13 protein-coding genes are annotated in these 16,459 nt (G+C 69.5%); 5 read left to right on the top strand and 8 right to left on the bottom strand.

The features are described 5' to 3' along the window. The first annotated feature begins 133 nt into the window (after positions 1 to 133). A complete protein-coding gene (locus LQ771_RS15270; RefSeq protein ID WP_231350230.1) occupies positions 134 to 3,313 on the top strand; it encodes an efflux RND transporter permease subunit in 3,180 nt (1,059 codons plus the stop codon). Positions 3,314 to 3,433: 120 nt separating this feature from the next. On the opposite strand, the gene LQ771_RS15265 is transcribed toward LQ771_RS15270, so the two are convergent. After that, entirely contained in the window at positions 3,434 to 4,012 is a 579-nt protein-coding gene (locus LQ771_RS15265) for a DUF2239 family protein (protein WP_231350229.1), read from the bottom strand. Positions 4,013 to 4,257: 245 nt separating this feature from the next. Between LQ771_RS15265 and LQ771_RS15260 the strand changes: the two genes are divergently transcribed. Beyond that, entirely contained in the window at positions 4,258 to 4,785 is a 528-nt protein-coding gene (locus LQ771_RS15260; protein WP_231350228.1) for an acyloxyacyl hydrolase, read from the top strand. Positions 4,786 to 4,899: 114 nt separating this feature from the next. Here the strand turns inward: LQ771_RS15260 and LQ771_RS15255 are convergent, their stop codons facing one another. From LQ771_RS15255 to LQ771_RS15235, 5 genes are all read right to left on the bottom strand, one after another. After that, on the bottom strand, positions 4,900 to 6,423 hold the full coding sequence (locus LQ771_RS15255; RefSeq protein ID WP_231350227.1) for a DHA2 family efflux MFS transporter permease subunit: 1,524 nt from the start codon (positions 6,421 to 6,423) through the stop codon (positions 4,900 to 4,902). A 105-nt stretch (positions 6,424 to 6,528) separates the two neighbouring features. After that, on the bottom strand, positions 6,529 to 7,722 hold the full coding sequence (locus LQ771_RS15250; RefSeq protein ID WP_231350226.1) for an HlyD/EmrA/EmrK family protein: 1,194 nt from the start codon (positions 7,720 to 7,722) through the stop codon (positions 6,529 to 6,531). Positions 7,723 to 7,731: 9 nt separating this feature from the next. Then, entirely contained in the window at positions 7,732 to 9,195 is a 1,464-nt protein-coding gene (locus tag LQ771_RS15245; protein ID WP_231350225.1) for an efflux transporter outer membrane subunit, read from the bottom strand. Between the two features lie 22 nt (positions 9,196 to 9,217). Continuing rightward, positions 9,218 to 9,676 carry a MarR family winged helix-turn-helix transcriptional regulator gene (locus LQ771_RS15240; RefSeq protein ID WP_231350224.1) on the bottom strand — a complete coding sequence of 153 codons (459 nt, stop codon included), beginning with the start codon at positions 9,674 to 9,676 and terminating at the stop codon, positions 9,218 to 9,220. A gap of 73 nt (positions 9,677 to 9,749) precedes the next feature. Further along, positions 9,750 to 9,998 carry a hypothetical protein gene (locus LQ771_RS15235; protein WP_231350223.1) on the bottom strand — a complete coding sequence of 83 codons (249 nt, stop codon included), beginning with the start codon at positions 9,996 to 9,998 and terminating at the stop codon, positions 9,750 to 9,752. 260 nt (positions 9,999 to 10,258) lie between these two features. On the opposite strand from LQ771_RS15235, the gene LQ771_RS15230 reads away from it, so the two are divergent. Further along, positions 10,259 to 11,113: a helix-turn-helix transcriptional regulator gene (locus tag LQ771_RS15230; RefSeq protein WP_231350222.1), complete on the top strand. Its 855-nt coding sequence runs from the start codon at positions 10,259 to 10,261 to the stop codon at positions 11,111 to 11,113. A 318-nt stretch (positions 11,114 to 11,431) separates the two neighbouring features. On the opposite strand, the gene LQ771_RS15225 is transcribed toward LQ771_RS15230, so the two are convergent. After that, complete coding sequence (locus LQ771_RS15225; protein ID WP_231350221.1) at positions 11,432 to 13,849, bottom strand: S9 family peptidase; 2,418 nt, start codon at positions 13,847 to 13,849, stop codon at positions 11,432 to 11,434. Between the two features lie 108 nt (positions 13,850 to 13,957). After that, positions 13,958 to 14,911: a GlxA family transcriptional regulator gene (locus LQ771_RS15220; RefSeq protein ID WP_231350220.1), complete on the bottom strand. Its 954-nt coding sequence runs from the start codon at positions 14,909 to 14,911 to the stop codon at positions 13,958 to 13,960. 129 nt (positions 14,912 to 15,040) lie between these two features. Between LQ771_RS15220 and LQ771_RS15215 the strand changes: the two genes are divergently transcribed. Together LQ771_RS15215 and LQ771_RS15210 are read left to right on the top strand one after the other, a co-directional pair. Beyond that, entirely contained in the window at positions 15,041 to 15,685 is a 645-nt protein-coding gene (locus LQ771_RS15215) for a cysteine hydrolase family protein (RefSeq protein ID WP_231350219.1), read from the top strand. Between the two features lie 94 nt (positions 15,686 to 15,779). Next, positions 15,780 to 16,445, top strand: a complete 666-nt coding sequence (locus LQ771_RS15210; protein WP_231350218.1) for an alpha/beta hydrolase — start codon at positions 15,780 to 15,782, stop codon at positions 16,443 to 16,445. Positions 16,446 to 16,459: the final 14 nt, after the last annotated feature.

The following is a 16,459-nucleotide window of genomic DNA, read 5'->3' as shown; positions in this document are numbered from 1 at the left end:
GCAGCCCACCGGGCATAACGTGCGGCATGACCTTGCCCATCCTCTGGCCCACGAACCGCGCGCCGGCCGCGCGCTACGCTAGTGTCCCCGACGCGGCGCCCGCCGTGCGGCTCCCCCGCGGTACGGACGCCCCGTGAACATCTTCGCTCCCCTGATCCGCCGCCCGATCGGCACCTCGCTGCTGGCCCTGGGCCTGACCCTGGCCGGCTTGTGGGCCTACCTGCTGCTGGGCGTGGCGGCGCTGCCGTCGCTGGATTTCCCCGGCGTGTATGTGGTGGCCAACCAGCCGGGCGCGAGCGCACAGACCATGGCCAGCACCATCCTGGCACCGCTGGAGCGGCATCTGGGCCGGATCCCGGGCGTCGACGAGATGTACGGCAACGCCACCGAAGGCCAGGCCTCGGTGATGGTGCGTTTCACCTTCGACCGCACCGCCGACAGCGCCGCGCGGGACGTGCAGGCGGCGATCAACGCGGCGGCACCCGATCTGCCCTCGGGCATGCCCTCGCCGCCGCAGTACTTCAAGTTCGACACGGCGCAGATCCCGATCCTGTTCATTACGCTGACGTCCTCGGGCATGCCGCAGGACGAGCTGTTCGACCTGGCCGACACCCTGCTGAAGCCTGCGGTTTCGCAGATCCAGGGCGTGGCGCAGGTGCAGGTGTTCGGTGGCACGCCGCACGCGGTGCGCATCGAGCTGGATACCGACGCGCTGGCCGCCAAGGGCCTGACCGCCAATGACGTGGCCAACGCGCTGCGCGCGGCCAACGTCACGTCGCCGCAAGGCACGCTGAGCGACGGCCGCACGCAGATGACCGTCACGGCCAGCGACGGCCTGCACACACCTGACGAGTTCGCCAGCCTGCTGATCGCCATGAAGCGCGGCGTGCCGGTGCGCCTGTCCGACGTGGCCCGCGTCTATGGCGGCCAGGAGGACAAGTACCAGGGGGCCTGGTTCGCCGACGCCAATGGCAGCGCGCGCACGGTGGGCCTGCAGATCAGCAAGCGCCCGGAAGCCAATGCGGTGGCCACGGTGGAGGCGATCCGCGCCAAGCTGCCGCAGCTGCGCGCCTCGCTGCCGGCCAGCCTGCAGATGCATGCGGTGTTCGACCTCACCCAGACCACCAAGTCGGCGTTGCACGAAGTCGAAGTGGCACTGCTGATCTCGATCGTGATGGTGGTGCTGGTGATGCTGGTGTTCCTGCGCCGCCTGCGGCCCACGCTGATCGCCACGCTGAGCGTGCCGCTCTCGCTGGCCGGTGCGTTCGTGGCGATGTGGGCGCTGGGCTACACCCTGAACACCCTGTCCCTGGTGGCGCTGGTGCTTTGCATCGGCTTCGTGGTCGACGATGCCATCGTGGTGATCGAGAACATCGTGCGGCACATGGAACACGGCATGCCGCCGCTGCAGGCGGCGCTGACCGGCGTGCGCGAGATCGGTTTCACGGTGGTGTCGATCACGCTGTCGCTGGTGGCGGTGTTCGCGCCGCTGCTGTTCGGCAACAACATGCTGATCATGCTGCTGCGCGAGTTCTCGGTGACCCTGACGGCGGCGGTGGTGATCTCGGCGATCGTCTCGCTCACCCTGACACCCGCGCTTTGCGGGCGGCTGCTCGCGGCCGAACCGGCCACCCCGCGCACGCCCGGCCGTATCGAGCGCGCGGTGGAGAACTTCGACCGCGCGCTGCTCGGGCGCTACGAGCGCGCGCTGGACTGGGCCATGCACCATCGCCGGCTGATGCGCTGGCAACCGCTGATCCTGCTGGTGTTGACCGTCCTGCTGGGCATTGCCGTGGGCAAGACCGCCGGCGGCACCTTCATGCCGGACGAGGACACCGGCCAGCTGCAGGCGCAGGTCACTGCCGATGCCAACATCTCGCCGGAGCTGCTGACCGAGCGCGTGCTGCAGGTAGCGAAGATCATCAAGGAAGACCCGGCCGTCGAGGACATGCTCACGATGCTGGGGGGCAACGGCGGCGGCGGCGGCGCGGTGGGCAATTCCGCGCAGATGTTCATGGACCTGAAGCCGCGCGGCGAGGCGCCGGGCGATCGCCAGGCCGGCGCCAAGGAAGTGGTCGAGCGCCTGTCCAGGCGCCTGGACAAGCTCGCCGGCGTCGAGGTCGACATCAGCATCGCGCAGTTCCTCGGCGGCGGCGGCAGCGGCGACCGCGGCGGGCAGTACGAATTCCAGCTGGTCAGCGACAACGGCGGCGACCTGCAACCGTGGACGCTCAGGATGGTGCGGCGGCTGCGCGACATGAAGGAATTCCGCGACGTCGGCAGCGACTTCGACCAGGCCGGCAAGCAGCAGCTGCTCAAGGTCGACCGCGAGGCCGCCGGCCGCCTGCACGTGAGCATGGGCGACATCGACTCGGCGCTGTACAACTCGTTCGGCCAGAACCCGGTGTCGGTGATCTATTCGGACATCAACCAGTACCGCGTGGTGCTGACTTCCGCGGGCGCCGAGTCGGTCAGCCCGCAGTCGCTGCTCAACATCCACGTGCGCAACAGTCGTGGCGAGATGATCCCGCTTTCGGCGCTGGCCCGGATCGAACCGAACATCGCGCCGATGCGCATCCGCCACCACAACCAGCTGGAAGCGGCGACGGTCACCTACAACCTGGCCAAGGGCGTGGACCAGGCGCGCGGCGTCAAGCTGGTCGAACAGGCCGCCTTCGCGGTGCACCTGCCCGACGGCATCCGCGTCGACTACACCGGCGCCAACCAGCGCCTGCAGCAGGCCCGCTCCAACGGCCTGATCCTGCTGCTGGCCTCGATCGTGGCGATGTACATCGTGCTGGGCATCCTCTACGAGAGCCTCGGCCACCCGCTGACCATCCTTTCCACGCTGCCGGCCGCCGGCATGGGCGCCTTCCTGGCCATGCTGGTGACCCAGACGCAGCTCTCGCTGATGGCGATCATCGCGATCCTGATGCTGATCGGCATCGTCAAGAAGAACGCGATCCTGATGGTCGACTTCGCCCTGGTCGCCCAGCGCGAGCGCGACCTGCCGCCGCCCGATGCGATCCGCGAGGCCGCACTGGTGCGCTTCCGCCCGATCACCATGACCACGCTGGTGGCGATGGGCGCGGCACTGCCGCTGGCGATCGGCTTCGGCATCGGCTCGGAGATGCGCCAGCCGCTGGGCATCGCGATCGTCGGCGGCCTGCTGGTGTCGCAGTTGCTGACCCTGCTCAGCACGCCGGCGATCTACCTCTGGGGCTACGACCGCAAGATCCGCAAGGCGGCCCGCAGGCAGCGGCGCGAAGAGAAGAAGCGGCTCAAGGCGCTGGGCAAGCAGCAGACGGCATAATCCCGCCGCTCGCCCTGAGCGCAAGGAGCGCTGCTTCGACTTCACTGCACCCCGCCCCGGGGCGAGGCGCGAGCGGGGGACGCCGCAGCACTCCGGGGTGAGCGGAAACTCCGAGCCCGGTCAGCGCCCGGCGTCGTCCCACGCGATCGCGGCGAGGTGGCGCAGGTGGTTGCGCACGTCGGCCGGCCAGCCAGCGGTGAGTGCGGCGAAGCGTTCGCGCTCGCCCTGCCAGAACGCACGGCTGGCTTCCTCGTGGCCGGGCAGGTTGCCGGTCATCGCCAGCATGAAGCGATCGACCGATTCGGCCGACTCGCGCCAGCGTTGCGCGGCGTCTCCATTGCGGCTGGCCTGCTCCACCAGCCGGCGCAGCACCCCCGAGGCGCCGCCAGGCTGCGACGACAACCAGTCCCAATGGCGCGGCAGCAGGGTGACCTCGCGTGCCGTCACGCCCAGCCGCGGCCGGCCGGGCCCGCGCGCGGAGGCGGGCGCGGGCTGCAGGCGCGCCTGCACCTCGGCCTCGCTGCCGCGCAAGTCGAATTCCACCGGGCGACCGCTGCGGTCGTCGAACACCAGCAGGGGACCGGCGGCGCCGGTGTCGTGTGCGCGCTTGACCGCCAGCGCCACCTCGTCGGCGGAGCCGGAGGCGAGCAGGCGGTGGCCGTCGAAGGCGGTGCAGGTGGCGCTGGCATGAGTCGTCATGGCGAATTTTTACCCGGATCAAATGCGAACGTCAATCGCCGTCCCCCGCGGCCCGGCCGCGCCTGCCTCGACGAGAGCAAAACCGCCGCGTCCCGACAGCCACCACACACGTCCCGGGCGCCGCCAAGACTGTTGCGATGCGCGGTACGCAGTGTTCGCCAGCCGGCACGGCACGCTTCACCCGCTGGCGACGAGACAAAATTAGACTATTCAGTACACAAACTCCCGTTCAAAAAGGGTTCCCCATGCTCCACCCTCCTTCGCGCCTGCGCGGGGCGCTGACGCTGCTCCTCGCCTCCGCCGCCCTGCCCGCGGCCGCCGCCCACCTGGAAGTGCAGGGCGGGCGCAGCTACATGGACAACCATGGCGCCAACGCGGCGTTCGTCGAAGTGACGTTCGCGCCGCACACGATCGGCAACAGCCGGCTGGACTGGTCCCCGGAGATCCTCGCCGGCTGGATCGACGGCCGCGACGTGGGCCGCTATCGCGGGGCCCGGTTCGATGCCGGTCCGTCGGTGGCGCTGCTGGCGGGCGGCGCCCGCTTCCACTATGGCGCGCCGGATGCCTGGTACCGCCCGCTGTTTTTCAGCTTCCAGCTGGCCGGTATCAACCACACCACCCAGGCGCTGTCGAGCCACTACCAGTTCGTCAGCACGCTGGGCTGGCAGGGCGAGCACCTGAGCTTCCAGCTGCGCCACGTTTCCAATGGCGGCCTCAACGGGCCCAACCGCGGCGAGACGATGGCGCTGGTCGGCGTCGGATTCGATCTTTGAACACACCCGCGCAGGGCGGGCTTCAGCCCGCCTTCGGGGCTCCCGGCATGCTGCGACGGTGGGCTGAAGCCCCGCCTGCAAGAAAGACGAAGGCGCCCACGGGCGCCTTCGTCGTCAGTGGCCCCCGCCGGCCGCGGGTCCGGCCTTGGCGAGGAACGGCGGCCGGGTCAGCCAGATCACCAGCACCAGGCTGATGAAGACCCAGCCCAGCACATGGAAGATCTCGTTGAAGGAGATCTGGTACCCCTGCTGGGTCGCCATCTGGTTGATCAGCGCCGCGGCGCTCTGCGGATCGCCCATCGAGTCCATCGCCGCGCGCGTGCCGGGGTCGTAGGCGGTGATGTGCTCGACCAGTTGCTCGTGGTGCGCCACTGCGCGCCGCTCCCACAACAGCGTGGTGATCGACGCGGAGAAACTGCCGCCCAGCGTGCGCAGGAACGTCGCCAGGCCCGAGCCGGAGGCGATCTCGTTCTGCTGCAGGTCCGACAGCAGGATGGTCAGGATCGGCATGAAGAACAGCGCCACGCCCAGGCCCTGGATCAGCTGCACCAGCGCCACGTGGTAGAAGTCCACGCCGATGTAGAAGTCCGAGCGCATGAAGCAGGTCACGCCCAGCACCACGAAGGCGACCGAGGCCACCGCGCGCAGGTCGAACTTCGGCGCGAACTTGCCCACGAAGAAGGTCAGCAGCACCGGCAGCACGCCGATCGGTGCGGTGGCGTAGCCGGCCCAGGTCGCGGTGTAGCCGAGGTTGCGTTGCAGCCACAGCGGCATCAGCAGGCTCATCGCGAAGAACGCGGCGTAGGCCAGGATCAGCGCGATCGTGCCGTAGGTGAAGTTGCGGTGCCGGAAAAGCTTGAGGTCGACGATCGGATCCTCGTCGGTCAGCTCCCAGATCAGGAAGATCGCCAGCGCAATCACCGAGACGATGCTGGTGACGATGATGAAGGTGGAATTGAACCAGTCTTCGTCATTGCCCTTGTCCAGCACCACCTGCAGCGCGCCCACGCCGATGATCAGCGTGATCAGGCCGACGTAGTCCACCTTGGGCCGCTCGGTCCTGTCCACCCGCCCGCGCATCTGGTTGCCCACCACCACGCTGGCGAAGATGCCGATCGGCACGTTGATGAAGAAGATCCACGGCCACGAATAGTTGTCGGTGATCCAGCCACCCAGGATCGGGCCGGCGATCGGCGCCACCACCGTGACCATCGCCAGCAACGCGAGCGCCATGCCGCGTTTGGCCGGTGGGTAGATCGAGATCAGCAGGCTCTGGGTGATCGGGTACATCGGCCCGGCCACCGCGCCCTGGATGGCGCGGAACAGGATCAGCATCTCCATGCTCTGCGATACGCCGCACAGGAACGAGGTGAGCGCGAACAACAGCGTGCACCATATGAACAGCTTCACCTCGCCGAAGCGGCGGGTGAGGAAGCCGGTCAGCGGCAGCGAGATCGCCATGCTCACGGCGAAGGAGGTGATCACCCAGGTGCTCTGGTTCACGCTCACGCCGAGGTTGCCGGCGATGGTCGGCAGCGACACGTTGGCGATGGTGGTGTCCAGCACCTGCATGAAGGTGGCCAGCGAAATGCCGATCGTGGTGATCGCCATGCCGGGTGGACGGTATTGAGTCGTCATCGCAGGGGATTCGCTCTGATGTAGGAGCCCGCTCGCGGGCGATGCCTTTGCTCTGATGCGGCTCGAGACGCATCGCCCGCAAGCGGGCCCCTACAAGGGGAAGGATTACTTGCCGCGGCCGGCCATGTTCGCGTGGATGATCGACGCGATCAGGTCATCGGCCCGATGCAACTGCTTCTCGTAGACGTCGGTGCTGAAGGCCGGCTTGGAGGGCGGCTCGACCGCCAGCATCGGACCCTGCTGGTTGTGCAGGTTCACCGTCACGTCGGTGGACAGGCCGATCCGCAACGGGTGCTTCTCCAGCTGGCCCGGGTCGGCGAACACGACCCGCACCGGCACGCGCTGCACGATCTTGATCCAGTTGCCGGTGGCGTTCTGCGCCGGCAGCAGCGAGAAGGCGCTGCCGGTGCCCACGCCCAGGCTCTGCACCACGCCCTTGTAGGTCACGTCGCCGCCGTAGACGTCGGCATGGATTTCCACCGGCTGGCCGATGCGCATGTCGGTCAGCTGGGTTTCCTTGAAGTTGGCGTCGATCCAGACCTCGTTGAGCGGGACCACCGCCATCAGCGGCGTGCCCGGCGCGACGCGCTGGCCCAGCTGCACCGAGCGCTTGGCGACGTAGCCGTCGACCGGCGCGACGATGGTGGTGCGCATGGCGTCGAGGTAGGCGGCGCGCAGCTTGGCCGCGGCCGTCTGGACGTCCGGATGCGACGCGACCACGGTATCGTCGACCAGCACCTTGCTGGTCTGGTACTGCTGCGTGGCGGCGGTGAGCGCACTCTGCGCGGCGGTCAGCGCGTCGCGGGCATGTGCCAGTTCCTCGGCCGAGATCGCGCCGGACTTGGCCAGATCGCGGCGGCGGTCGTAGTCGGCCTGCGCCTTGGCCACCGCCACCTTGCGCGCGGCCACGTCCGCCTGCGCGCCGCTGACGGTGCTGTAGAGGCCGCGCACCTTGCGCACGGTGCTGGCGAGGTTGGCCTTCGCCTCGGACAGCGCGACCTGCGCGTTGCTCGGGTCGAGCTTGATCAGCGCCTGGCCGGCCCTGACGCGGTCGCCGTCGTCGGCGCCGATCGACACCACGGTACCCGGCAGCTGCGGGGTGATCTGCACGATGTTGCCGTTGACGTAGGCGTCGTCGGTGCCTTCGTACCAGCGGCCGTCGAAGTAGTACCACAGGCCCCAGCCGATCAGGGCGAGCAGCACCACCACGCCGAGCGCGCGCAGCAGGAATCCGCGCTTGTTCTTCGCGGCCGGCGCGGGAGCGGCGCCGTTGGGTTGGGAAGCAGGCTGGCTGGACATGGAGAAGCCTTAGGAATGAGCAGGGGTGGAAGGAGTGGAGGCCGTCTGCTGGCCGGCGGTCGCTTCGGGACGGTAGCCACCGCCGAGGGCCTGGATCAGCTGCACGGAAAGGTCGACCTGTTGCGCCTTGAGCGCGGCCATGCGCTGTTCGGCGACGAGCAGCTGCTGGCGCACGCTGAGCGCCTCGAGGTAGCTGCCCACGCCGGCGCGGTAGCGCTGTTCGGCCAGGCGCCAGGCGTCGCTGGCTGCATCCAGTGCACGCTGCTGCGCCTGGACCTGGATCACCAGCGACTGTTGCGCGGCGTAGTCGTCGGCCACCTCGTTGAGTGCGCCGACCAAGGTCTGGTTGTATTGCGCCACGGCGAGGTCGTACTGCGCATCCTTGCCGGCGAGGTTGGCGCGCAGGCGGCCGCCATCGAAGATCGGCAGGCTCAGGGACGGCCCGACCTGATAGAACAGCGAGGAGGCGCGCAGCAGCGGGTTGCCGCCCATCGCGAGCAGGCCGCCCATGGCGCCCAGCTTGACGTTGGGCAGGAACTCGGTCCGGGCAGCGGCGATGTCATGCCCGGCGGCCTCGACCCGCCAGCGCGCGGCGACCAGGTCGGCGCGATGGCCGACCAGTTCGACCGGCAGATCGGCTGGCACCGCCAGCGCGTCGGGCGTCAGCGGCTGCGGCCGGGCGATATCCAGCCCGCGGTCAGGACCCTTGCCGAGCAGCACCGCCAGCGCGGAGCGGGCCGCGTCGATGGCACGCTGGGCGACCGCCAGTTGCTGCTCGGCGGTGGCCAGCTCGGCATCGCCCTGCTTGAGCTGCAGCTGGCTGTCGAGGCCGGCGTGGACACGCTGGGCGGCCAGCTCGCGTGCCTTCGAAGCGCGCTCGAGTTCGGCCTGCGCCAGGTCGTGCCGGGCAAACGCATAGCCCAGCTGCGCGTAGGCGCGGGCGACATTGCCCGAAAGCTCGATGCGCGCCGCACGCGCCTCGACCTCGTTCGCGCGGGCCTGTCCCAGTGCGGCCTCCCAGGCGGCGCGCTGGCCGCCCCAAAGGTCCAGGCCCCAGGTGAAGCTGAGGTAGCCGTACTTGGCGACCGAGAAGTGCGCGTTATCGCCGAGCAGGCCTGACGGCGGCTTGGCGCCGGCCACACTGGCGCCAAGCCCCACTTGCGGCTTGCGCGCGGCATCGGCGATGCCGGCGGCCGCCTGTGCGGCGCGCGCGCGTGCGTCGGCCGCGGCCAGGCCCGGATTGCCGGCCAACGCCTCGGTGATCAGCGTATCGAGCTGCGCATCGCCCAGCCCGCTCCACCATGCCTCATCCGGCCAGGCGGCCGACGTGAGCGGCGCGCCGCCGAGGCTCTGCCGGGCCTTCAGCGCGGACGGATCGAGCAGCTTGCCGTCCGGGTGCAGCCCGCCGCTGCTGGCGCAACCAGCCAGAACGAGGGTCAGTGCGGTGGCCGCCGCAAGGAGTTGCAGACGCATGGTGTCGGGTTCCGGGTAAGGGTCAGTCTTTGTCGCGCAGCGCGCGGAGTACGCGCGAGAGGTATTCGTGCAGGCGCCGGCGCTCGATTTCGCCGAGCGAGCGCTGCGCCGCGGCGAGCACGCGCTCGTTGCAGTCGGTCAGTTGCCGCCACAGGGCTTCGCCCTGGTCGGTCAACTCGATGCGCAGGGCGCGGCGATCCTGTGCGTGCGGGCATCGGCGCAGGTAGCCGCGGGCCTCCAGATGATCGAGCTGCCGTGTCATGGCGCCACCATCGAGTTCGATGGAACGCGCCAGTTCCGAGGCCGTCATCGGGCCGAGCCGGGCGAGCCGCTTGAGGATCAGGAACTGGTTGAAGCGCAGGTCCACGCCCAGCGCCGCCAGCTCCGCTTCCATCGCACGCACGATCTCCGAACGCACCAGTCCGAGCAGGACGCCGAGGCTTTCCTCGGATGCGGGATGAGCGAGCGGTTCCTTGACCATGCCGCGCATTCTATTGCCGGAAGAATAATTGTCAAGGCAAATATCAAGACGACGGCATTTGTTCTGGCAAGGGTCAGGCTGCGCGTGCCTGGCGTGCCGCCAGTTCGTCGCGCACCAGCGAGGCCAGCGCCGGGTCGCGGAGAGTGAACAGGTCGAACACGCCCAATGCCTGCAGCGTGGGCAGCAGCGCGAGCAGCCGCGGTTCGGCCTGGCAGCGCACCGGCTCGGGCGTGGCCGGGTCGAGCATGAGTTGGGCATGCACCACGAAATCGACGAGCGCGTCGGTATCGGGCGCGGCGGGTGGCGGAGTGATGAGCGACATGCCGATCTCCTTGGGTGGGACATGATCCGGACAGCCCCGGTCGAGCGCTTGAACAGAAGGGCTGACCCTCGCACGCAGGACGCGGCAACAGGCGGCAACGTGACAGCGTCCGGATGTGGCCGACGGATGGGGGCTCCGCGACGAGTCCGCGCACCAGGCACGTACGCGGGCACGCAACCTTAGCCAGCGGCGGTTACCATGGGCAGGCAGCCGATACTGCTGGTACCCCCACTACCACCCGTCCTCTTCCGGGGCTCACGATGAGCACGCGCATGCAACGCATCGAGTTGAAGGCTTTCCTGCGCGCGCGGCGCGCGGCGCTGGCACCCGAAGCCGTCGGCCTGCCGCGGGGGCAGCGCCGGCTGACGCCCGGCCTGCGGCGCGAGGAAGTCGCCGCGCTCGCCGATGTCGGACTCACCTGGTACACGTGGCTGGAGCAGGGCCGGCAGATCAACGTCTCGGCCGCCGCGCTGGCGCGCATCGCGCGCGCGCTGGCACTGTCGCCTAGCGACGAGGCCTACCTGTTCGCGCTGGCCGGGCTTGCGCGACCGGAGCCGGCGCCGGCGCGGATCCAGGTGCCCGCGCCGATCCTGGGCTTGCTGGAGCGCTACCAGGGCCCCGCCTTCGTGCTCGATCCGCTGTTCGACCTGCTCGCCTACAACCGTTACGCCGACTTCCTGTTCGACTTCGAGGCGGTGCGCGGACCATTCGCGCGCAACCACGTATGGAACGCCTTCATGCATCCGCCGCGGCGGGTGCTCTACCAGCCGCACTTCATGCGCAGCGTGGCCAACCTGGTGGCGATCTTCCGGATGAGCCACGCCGCGCACCCGGACGACCCGCGGTTCGACGACCTGGTCGAGGCGCTGGTGCAGACCAGCGCGGAGTTCGCCGGCCTGTGGGAACAGCAGGAAACCGCGCCGCTGTCGGCGCTGGAACTGCCGCTCTACGACGCGCGGCTGGGCCACTTCTGCGTGCATTCGACACGCCTGCCGATCCGCGATGGCCAGGCCGATGGCGCCACGGTGTTCTGCTTCGTGCCAGCCGACGCCAGCTCGGACGCCTGCTTCACGCGCATGGTCGAGCTGGTCGACGGCGCCGCACTGCCGGCCTGAGCGGCTGACGCGCGCGTCATGCGGGCGGCTCGACCATCGGCACGATTACGGCACCGGCACGCGATCATGGAACCGATGCTCGGCATGCGTACCGCAGTGGCGCTGCTGGTGCTGACCGCAGTTGGCGGCCTGCTGATGGCCGGCATCCGTTTCGCCGGCAAGCCGCACCCGCCGACCTGACTGGCGATGGCACGGCTTCTGATTGTGGCCTGGGCGTAGAGCCGGCCAACGCGGATGTTGTAGGAGCCCACTTGTGGGCGATGATCTTGCTCTGATGCCGGCAAACGCATCGCCCACAAGTGGGCTCCTACAAGAGCGTCAGTGCTGCTGCTTGACGTAGGTGTCGAACAGCTCGTTGATGCGGCGGTACTCGTCGTACCAGGAGTCGGCGTGCACGAAGCCGTGCCGCTCCATCGGATAGAGCGACATCCAGAAGTCCTTCTTGTGCAGCTCGATGAAGCGCTGATACAGGCGGATCGAATCGGCTGCCAGCACGTTGTCGTCGATCAGGCCATGCTCGATCAGCAGCGGATCGGCCAGCTGGTCGGCGAAGTTGATCGGCGAGCTGGTCGCGTAGGCGTGCGGATCCAGTTCGGGCGTATTGAGGATGTTGGCGGTGTACTCGTGGTTGTACAGCCGCCAGTCGCTGACCGGGCGCAGCGCGGCGCCGGCGGCGAACTCGCCCGGCGCGCGCAGCAGCGCCATCTCGGTCATGAAGCCGCCGTAGCTGCCGCCGTAGATGCCCACGCGCTTCGGGTCCACGTGGTGGTGCTTGACCAGCCACGCCTTGCCGTCGAGCAGGTCCTCCAGTTCCGGGTGCCCCATCTGGCGGTAGATCGCGACGCGCCAGTCGCGGCCATAGCCTTCGGAGGCGCGGTAGTCCATGTCCAGCACCACGTAGCCCTTCTGCACGAGCATGTTGTGGAACATCTGCTCGCGGAAGTAGTAGGTCCACGACAGGTTGACGTTCTGGGTGTAGCCGGCGCCGTGCACGAAGATCACCGCGGGCTTCGCCCAGACGTTGTCTTCGGCGCCGTAGAACTTGGCGTAGATGGTGCCCGCCCCGTGGCTGGAGGGTACCTCGACGATCCTCGGTGCGATCCAGTCGCGCGCGGTGAAGGCGCTCTTCATGGTGTCGGTGAGCTCGCGCGGCGTGCCGCCGGCGGCCGGTTGCACCGCCAGTTGCGGCAGCACGTAGGAAGACGAGTGCAGCACCGCGAGGCGGTTGCCGTCGGGCGAGAGCGCGAACTGTTCCATCCCCTGGTAGCGGCTGACGCGGGCGAGATCGCCACCGGCGCTGGGCACCCGGTAGACGTCGTAACTGTAGGGCGCGACCTGGTTGGTGCGCAGGTAGAACCACCGGCCGTCCTCGGACAGTTGCGGGTGGCTGACCTCGAACCTGCCGCTCGTCAGCGCCTTCGCCTTGCCGTCCAGCGGCTTGACGTAGAGCTGCGACCAGCCGGTCTCCTCGGACAGGTACCACAGCGTGCGGCCGTCCTTCAGCCAGCCGAAATCGTTGAAGTTCCAGTTGATCCAGGCGTCGTCGTGCAGGCGGTGCTGGCTGACCAGCGCGTGGCGATCGAAATCGACGCTGGCGATCCAGCGGTCCTTGTTGTCGATCGCGCGCAGCTGGATGGCGAGGTTGCGGCCGTCCGTACTCCACACGATGCCGCCGCCACCGCCATCCTCGGCGCTGGAGACGATGCGCAGCGGGCGCACCTCCGGTGCCGCGAGTGCCTTGGCCTGCTCGTCCTTGCCGGCTTTCTTCAGCGCCGCGACGGTCTGTGCCCGCAGCGCCGCCAGAGGGTCGTCCTTGATGCCGGGAAGCGTGTCGGTCGGCAGCGCGAAGCGGCGGTGCTCGCGCAGGTCCAGCAGCATGAGCGACTGCGCCGCCGGCGCGTTGTGGTTCACGTAGACGTGCGCGTCCTCGCCCTCGGCGTAGCCCGAATCGCTGACGTAGTGGGTGAGCCTGGGCTGGCGGCCCGCTTCGTAGTCCTTCGGCCGCGTGACCACCAGCAGCCAGCGCCCGTCGGGCGAAAGCTCGGTATCGATCGCCACGACCTTGTCGCCCAGCCAGAACGGCTCGGGCGTACGACCGGGGTCGGCTGCGGCCAGCGCCCTGGCGTTGACCTTTTCGGCCTCCTTGTCGGCCTTGAGCCGACGCAGGGTCGAGAAGAGCTCCAGTTGCTCCGCTTCCAACGCATCGGTCTTCTTCGCGTCCGGGTCGTCGGCGAACTTCAGCACCGCCACCGGCGCGCTGATGCCGCGGGCCAGGTCGTAGCTGTACCAGTCGTTGCCCGAACGGTACTGCAGCGCGCGGCTGTCGGCGGAAAACTGCGGCGCCGATTCGTCCTCGACGGTCTGCGTCACCTGCACGGTGCGCCCGTCCGCCAGCATGCGCAGGAACACGTCGCCGTGGCGGACGAACGCGGCGTAGCGGTGCGTGCGGTCGTACACCGCCGGGCCATCTGCCGTGGCCACCGCGGCCGGGTCCAGCTTCTCGCTGCGGCCGGTCGCCGGGTCCACGCGGTACAGGTCGCGCACCTCGCTGCCGTCGCGCTTGAGCTGGTAGTAGATCGCCTGTCCGTCGGCGCTCCAGTAGGGCGACTCCACCGCCTGCCCGATCCAGTCGGGGTTGGCCATGATGGTTTCCAGGTCCAGCGGCGCGGCGGCTGTCGTCGCCAGCGCCGGCAGCGCGGTGAGGGCGGCCAGGCCCGCCAGGAAAAGTCGACGCATGCAGCGCTCCGCGTGTGGCAAAGCAGCCGAGCATAGCCAAGCCTGCCCGTGCCGCAAGCGCCGGAAGTCCTGATCCGCGCCGTTGTCCGGGCGCGGCGCGCCGCGGTGCTAGCGTCGGCGGAACTCGCGGCGGTAGTGCGAGGGCGTGGTCCCCAGCACGGTAGCGAAGTGTTGCCTGAGCGACAGCGGCGTGCCGAAGCCGGCACGTTCGGCGATGCGCTCGACCGGCTGGTCGGTGGCTTCCAGCAGCCGCTGGGCGAGTGCGAGGCGCTGGCCGGCCAGCCACTGGCCGACCGTGGTGCCGGTGTGCTGGCGGAAGTGGCGGGTGAAGCTGCGCCGGCTCATCGCCGCACGTGCCGCCAGCGAGTCGAGGCTGTGCGGCTCGTCGAGGTGGCGCAGGGCCCAGTCCAGCGTGCGGGTCAGCGGCGTGTCCTGGGCGCGCGCCAGCACCGGCTGCTCGATGTACTGCGCCTGGCTACCCTGGCGGTGCGGCGGCACCACCAGGATGCGCGCGATGCGGCTGGCCGCGTCGGCACCCTGGCAGCGACGCACCACATGCAGGCAGCAATCGATGCCGGCGGCGGTACCGGCCGAGGTGATCACGTCGCCCTCGTCCACGTACAGCACGCCGGGGTCGAGCCGCACCTGCGGGAAGAGCTCGGCGAAGCGCTCGGCCCAGCGCCAGTGCGTGGTGGCGCGGCGGCCATCGAGCAGGCCCGCGGCGGCCAGCACGAAGGCGCCCAGGCACAGCCCCACCACCAGCGCGCCGCGTGCGTGCGCCCGCCTGAGCGCGGCCAGCAGCGCCGGCGGCGGCGCCTCGCGCGGATCGCGCCAGGAAGGCACCACCACGATGTCGGCCCACGCCAGCGTGCGCAGGCCATGCCGCGCGGCGATGCCGAAGCCGGCGTGCGCACGCAGCTCGCCCGGCTCGGCCGCGCAGACCCGCACGTCGAACAGCGGCGCCTCGTCGCCCGCGGTCTCCCCGAACACCGCGCAGGGCACCGACAGATGGAAGGGACGGATGCGGTCGAACGCCACCACCGCCACGCGAGTTCCGCTCATGCCCGGCCTCCATCGGATCACCTTGGCCCGATTCTAATGGTAGTTGGCAATCGGGCCACTTCCGCCGGTGCCGTGCCAGCTTGGATCATGGCGCCCCGGGGCATCCACCCCTCCGCCAGGAACCCTGCCATGTCCGACGCCTCCCCTCCCCGCCGCGCTCTGGTGGTGATCGACGTGCAGAACGAGTACGAGACCGGTCGCCTGCGCATCGAGTACCCGCCCGTGGCCGAATCGCTGCGCAACATCGGGCGGGCGATGGACGCCGCCTGCCAGGCGGGCATCCCGGTGATCGTGGTACAGCAACTGGCGCCGCCGGATGCGCCGCTGTTCGCCGTCGGCGCGCACGGTGGCGCCCTGCACCCGATCGTCGCCGGTCGCCCGCACGACCATCTGGTACCCAAGACCCTGCCCAGCGCCTTCGCCGGTACCGACCTTGGCGAGTGGCTGGCGTCGCGCGGCATCGACACGCTCGTGGTCGTCGGCTACATGACGCACAACTGCAACGACGCCACGATCAAGCACGCGTTCGACCGGGGGCTGCAGGTGGAATTCCTGCACGACGCCTCCGGCAGCGTGTCCTATGCGAACCGCGCGGGCACGGCCACGGCGGAGGAGATCCATCGCGTGTTCGCCGTGGTGGAGCAGTCGCGCTACGCGGCGGTGATGCGCACCGACGAATGGCTGGCTCATCTCGCCCAGGGCAGCGCGCCCGAACGCGACACCATCCATGCCTCGCACCAGCGTGCGCTCACCGCCATGGCGCAGACGGCCTGAGCCGCCGCGGCCGGCGGCGGGCATCGGCGGTCCGGCTGGCGATGACCGCGCGCATGGGCGAGACTGGCCCGTCCACCCCGCCTCCGGTCCACACATGAGCCTGCTTCCCGCCGTCGAGCATGAAACCGGTCCCGATCCCCGCCACAGCGTGATCTGGCTGCACGGGCTGGGCGCCGACGGCAATGATTTCGCGCCGATCGTGCCGGAGCTGGTCGATCCGTCGTGGCCGGCGCTGCGCTTCGTGTTCCCGCATGCGCCGGTGCAGCCGGTGAGCATCAACGGTGGCGTCCCGATGCGCGCCTGGTACGACATCCACGGCTTCGACGCGCGCGCGCCGCAGGACGAGGCGGGCATCCGCCGCGCGATCGGGGCGGTCGAGGCGCTGATCGCGCGCGAGCATGAACGCGGCGTGCCAAGCCAGCGGATCGTGCTCGTCGGGTTCTCGCAAGGCGGAGCCATCGCGCTCGCCGCGGGCCTGCGCCATGCGCAGCCGCTGGCCGGCCTGGTGGCGCTGTCCACGTATCTGCCGATCAGCGCCACGCTGGCGACCGAGCGCAGCGCCGCCAATTCGCAGGTACCGATTTTCTGGGCCCATGGCAGCGCCGACCCGATCGTGGCGATACAGCGCGGCCTCGATTCGCGGAGCTTGCTGGAAGGGCTGGGTTACACGGTGAACTGGCACACCTATCCGATGCCGCACTCGGTCTGCGCCGAAGAGATCCTCGACCTGCGCCACTGGCTCACCGGTCGCCTCGGCTAGCTTCCCGCTCCCTT

Origin of the sequence: Frateuria soli (assembly GCF_021117385.1) — a bacterium.
Lineage (GTDB): Bacteria > Pseudomonadota > Gammaproteobacteria > Xanthomonadales > Rhodanobacteraceae > Frateuria_A > Frateuria_A soli.
The sequence above is the reverse complement of the archived record's forward strand: the minus strand, read 5'-3'. Positions and strand labels throughout refer to the sequence as shown.

What these genes read in the sequence shown, in the direction of transcription:
- LQ771_RS15240 (WP_231350224.1), bottom strand. Translation starts at nt 9,676, where the DNA reads ATGGTCAAGGAACCGCTCGCTCATCCCGCATCCGAGGAAAGCCTCGGC.
- LQ771_RS15250 (WP_231350226.1), bottom strand. Translation starts at nt 7,722, where the DNA reads ATGTCCAGCCAGCCTGCTTCCCAACCCAACGGCGCCGCTCCCGCGCCG.
- LQ771_RS15260 (WP_231350228.1), top strand. Translation starts at nt 4,258, where the DNA reads ATGCTCCACCCTCCTTCGCGCCTGCGCGGGGCGCTGACGCTGCTCCTC.
- LQ771_RS15225 (WP_231350221.1), bottom strand. Translation starts at nt 13,849, where the DNA reads ATGCGTCGACTTTTCCTGGCGGGCCTGGCCGCCCTCACCGCGCTGCCG.
- LQ771_RS15230 (WP_231350222.1), top strand. Translation starts at nt 10,259, where the DNA reads ATGAGCACGCGCATGCAACGCATCGAGTTGAAGGCTTTCCTGCGCGCG.
- LQ771_RS15235 (WP_231350223.1), bottom strand. Translation starts at nt 9,998, where the DNA reads ATGTCGCTCATCACTCCGCCACCCGCCGCGCCCGATACCGACGCGCTC.
- LQ771_RS15215 (WP_231350219.1), top strand. Translation starts at nt 15,041, where the DNA reads ATGTCCGACGCCTCCCCTCCCCGCCGCGCTCTGGTGGTGATCGACGTG.
- LQ771_RS15210 (WP_231350218.1), top strand. Translation starts at nt 15,780, where the DNA reads ATGAGCCTGCTTCCCGCCGTCGAGCATGAAACCGGTCCCGATCCCCGC.
- LQ771_RS15265 (WP_231350229.1), bottom strand. Translation starts at nt 4,012, where the DNA reads ATGACGACTCATGCCAGCGCCACCTGCACCGCCTTCGACGGCCACCGC.
- LQ771_RS15220 (WP_231350220.1), bottom strand. Translation starts at nt 14,911, where the DNA reads ATGAGCGGAACTCGCGTGGCGGTGGTGGCGTTCGACCGCATCCGTCCC.
- LQ771_RS15255 (WP_231350227.1), bottom strand. Translation starts at nt 6,423, where the DNA reads ATGACGACTCAATACCGTCCACCCGGCATGGCGATCACCACGATCGGC.
- LQ771_RS15245 (WP_231350225.1), bottom strand. Translation starts at nt 9,195, where the DNA reads ATGCGTCTGCAACTCCTTGCGGCGGCCACCGCACTGACCCTCGTTCTG.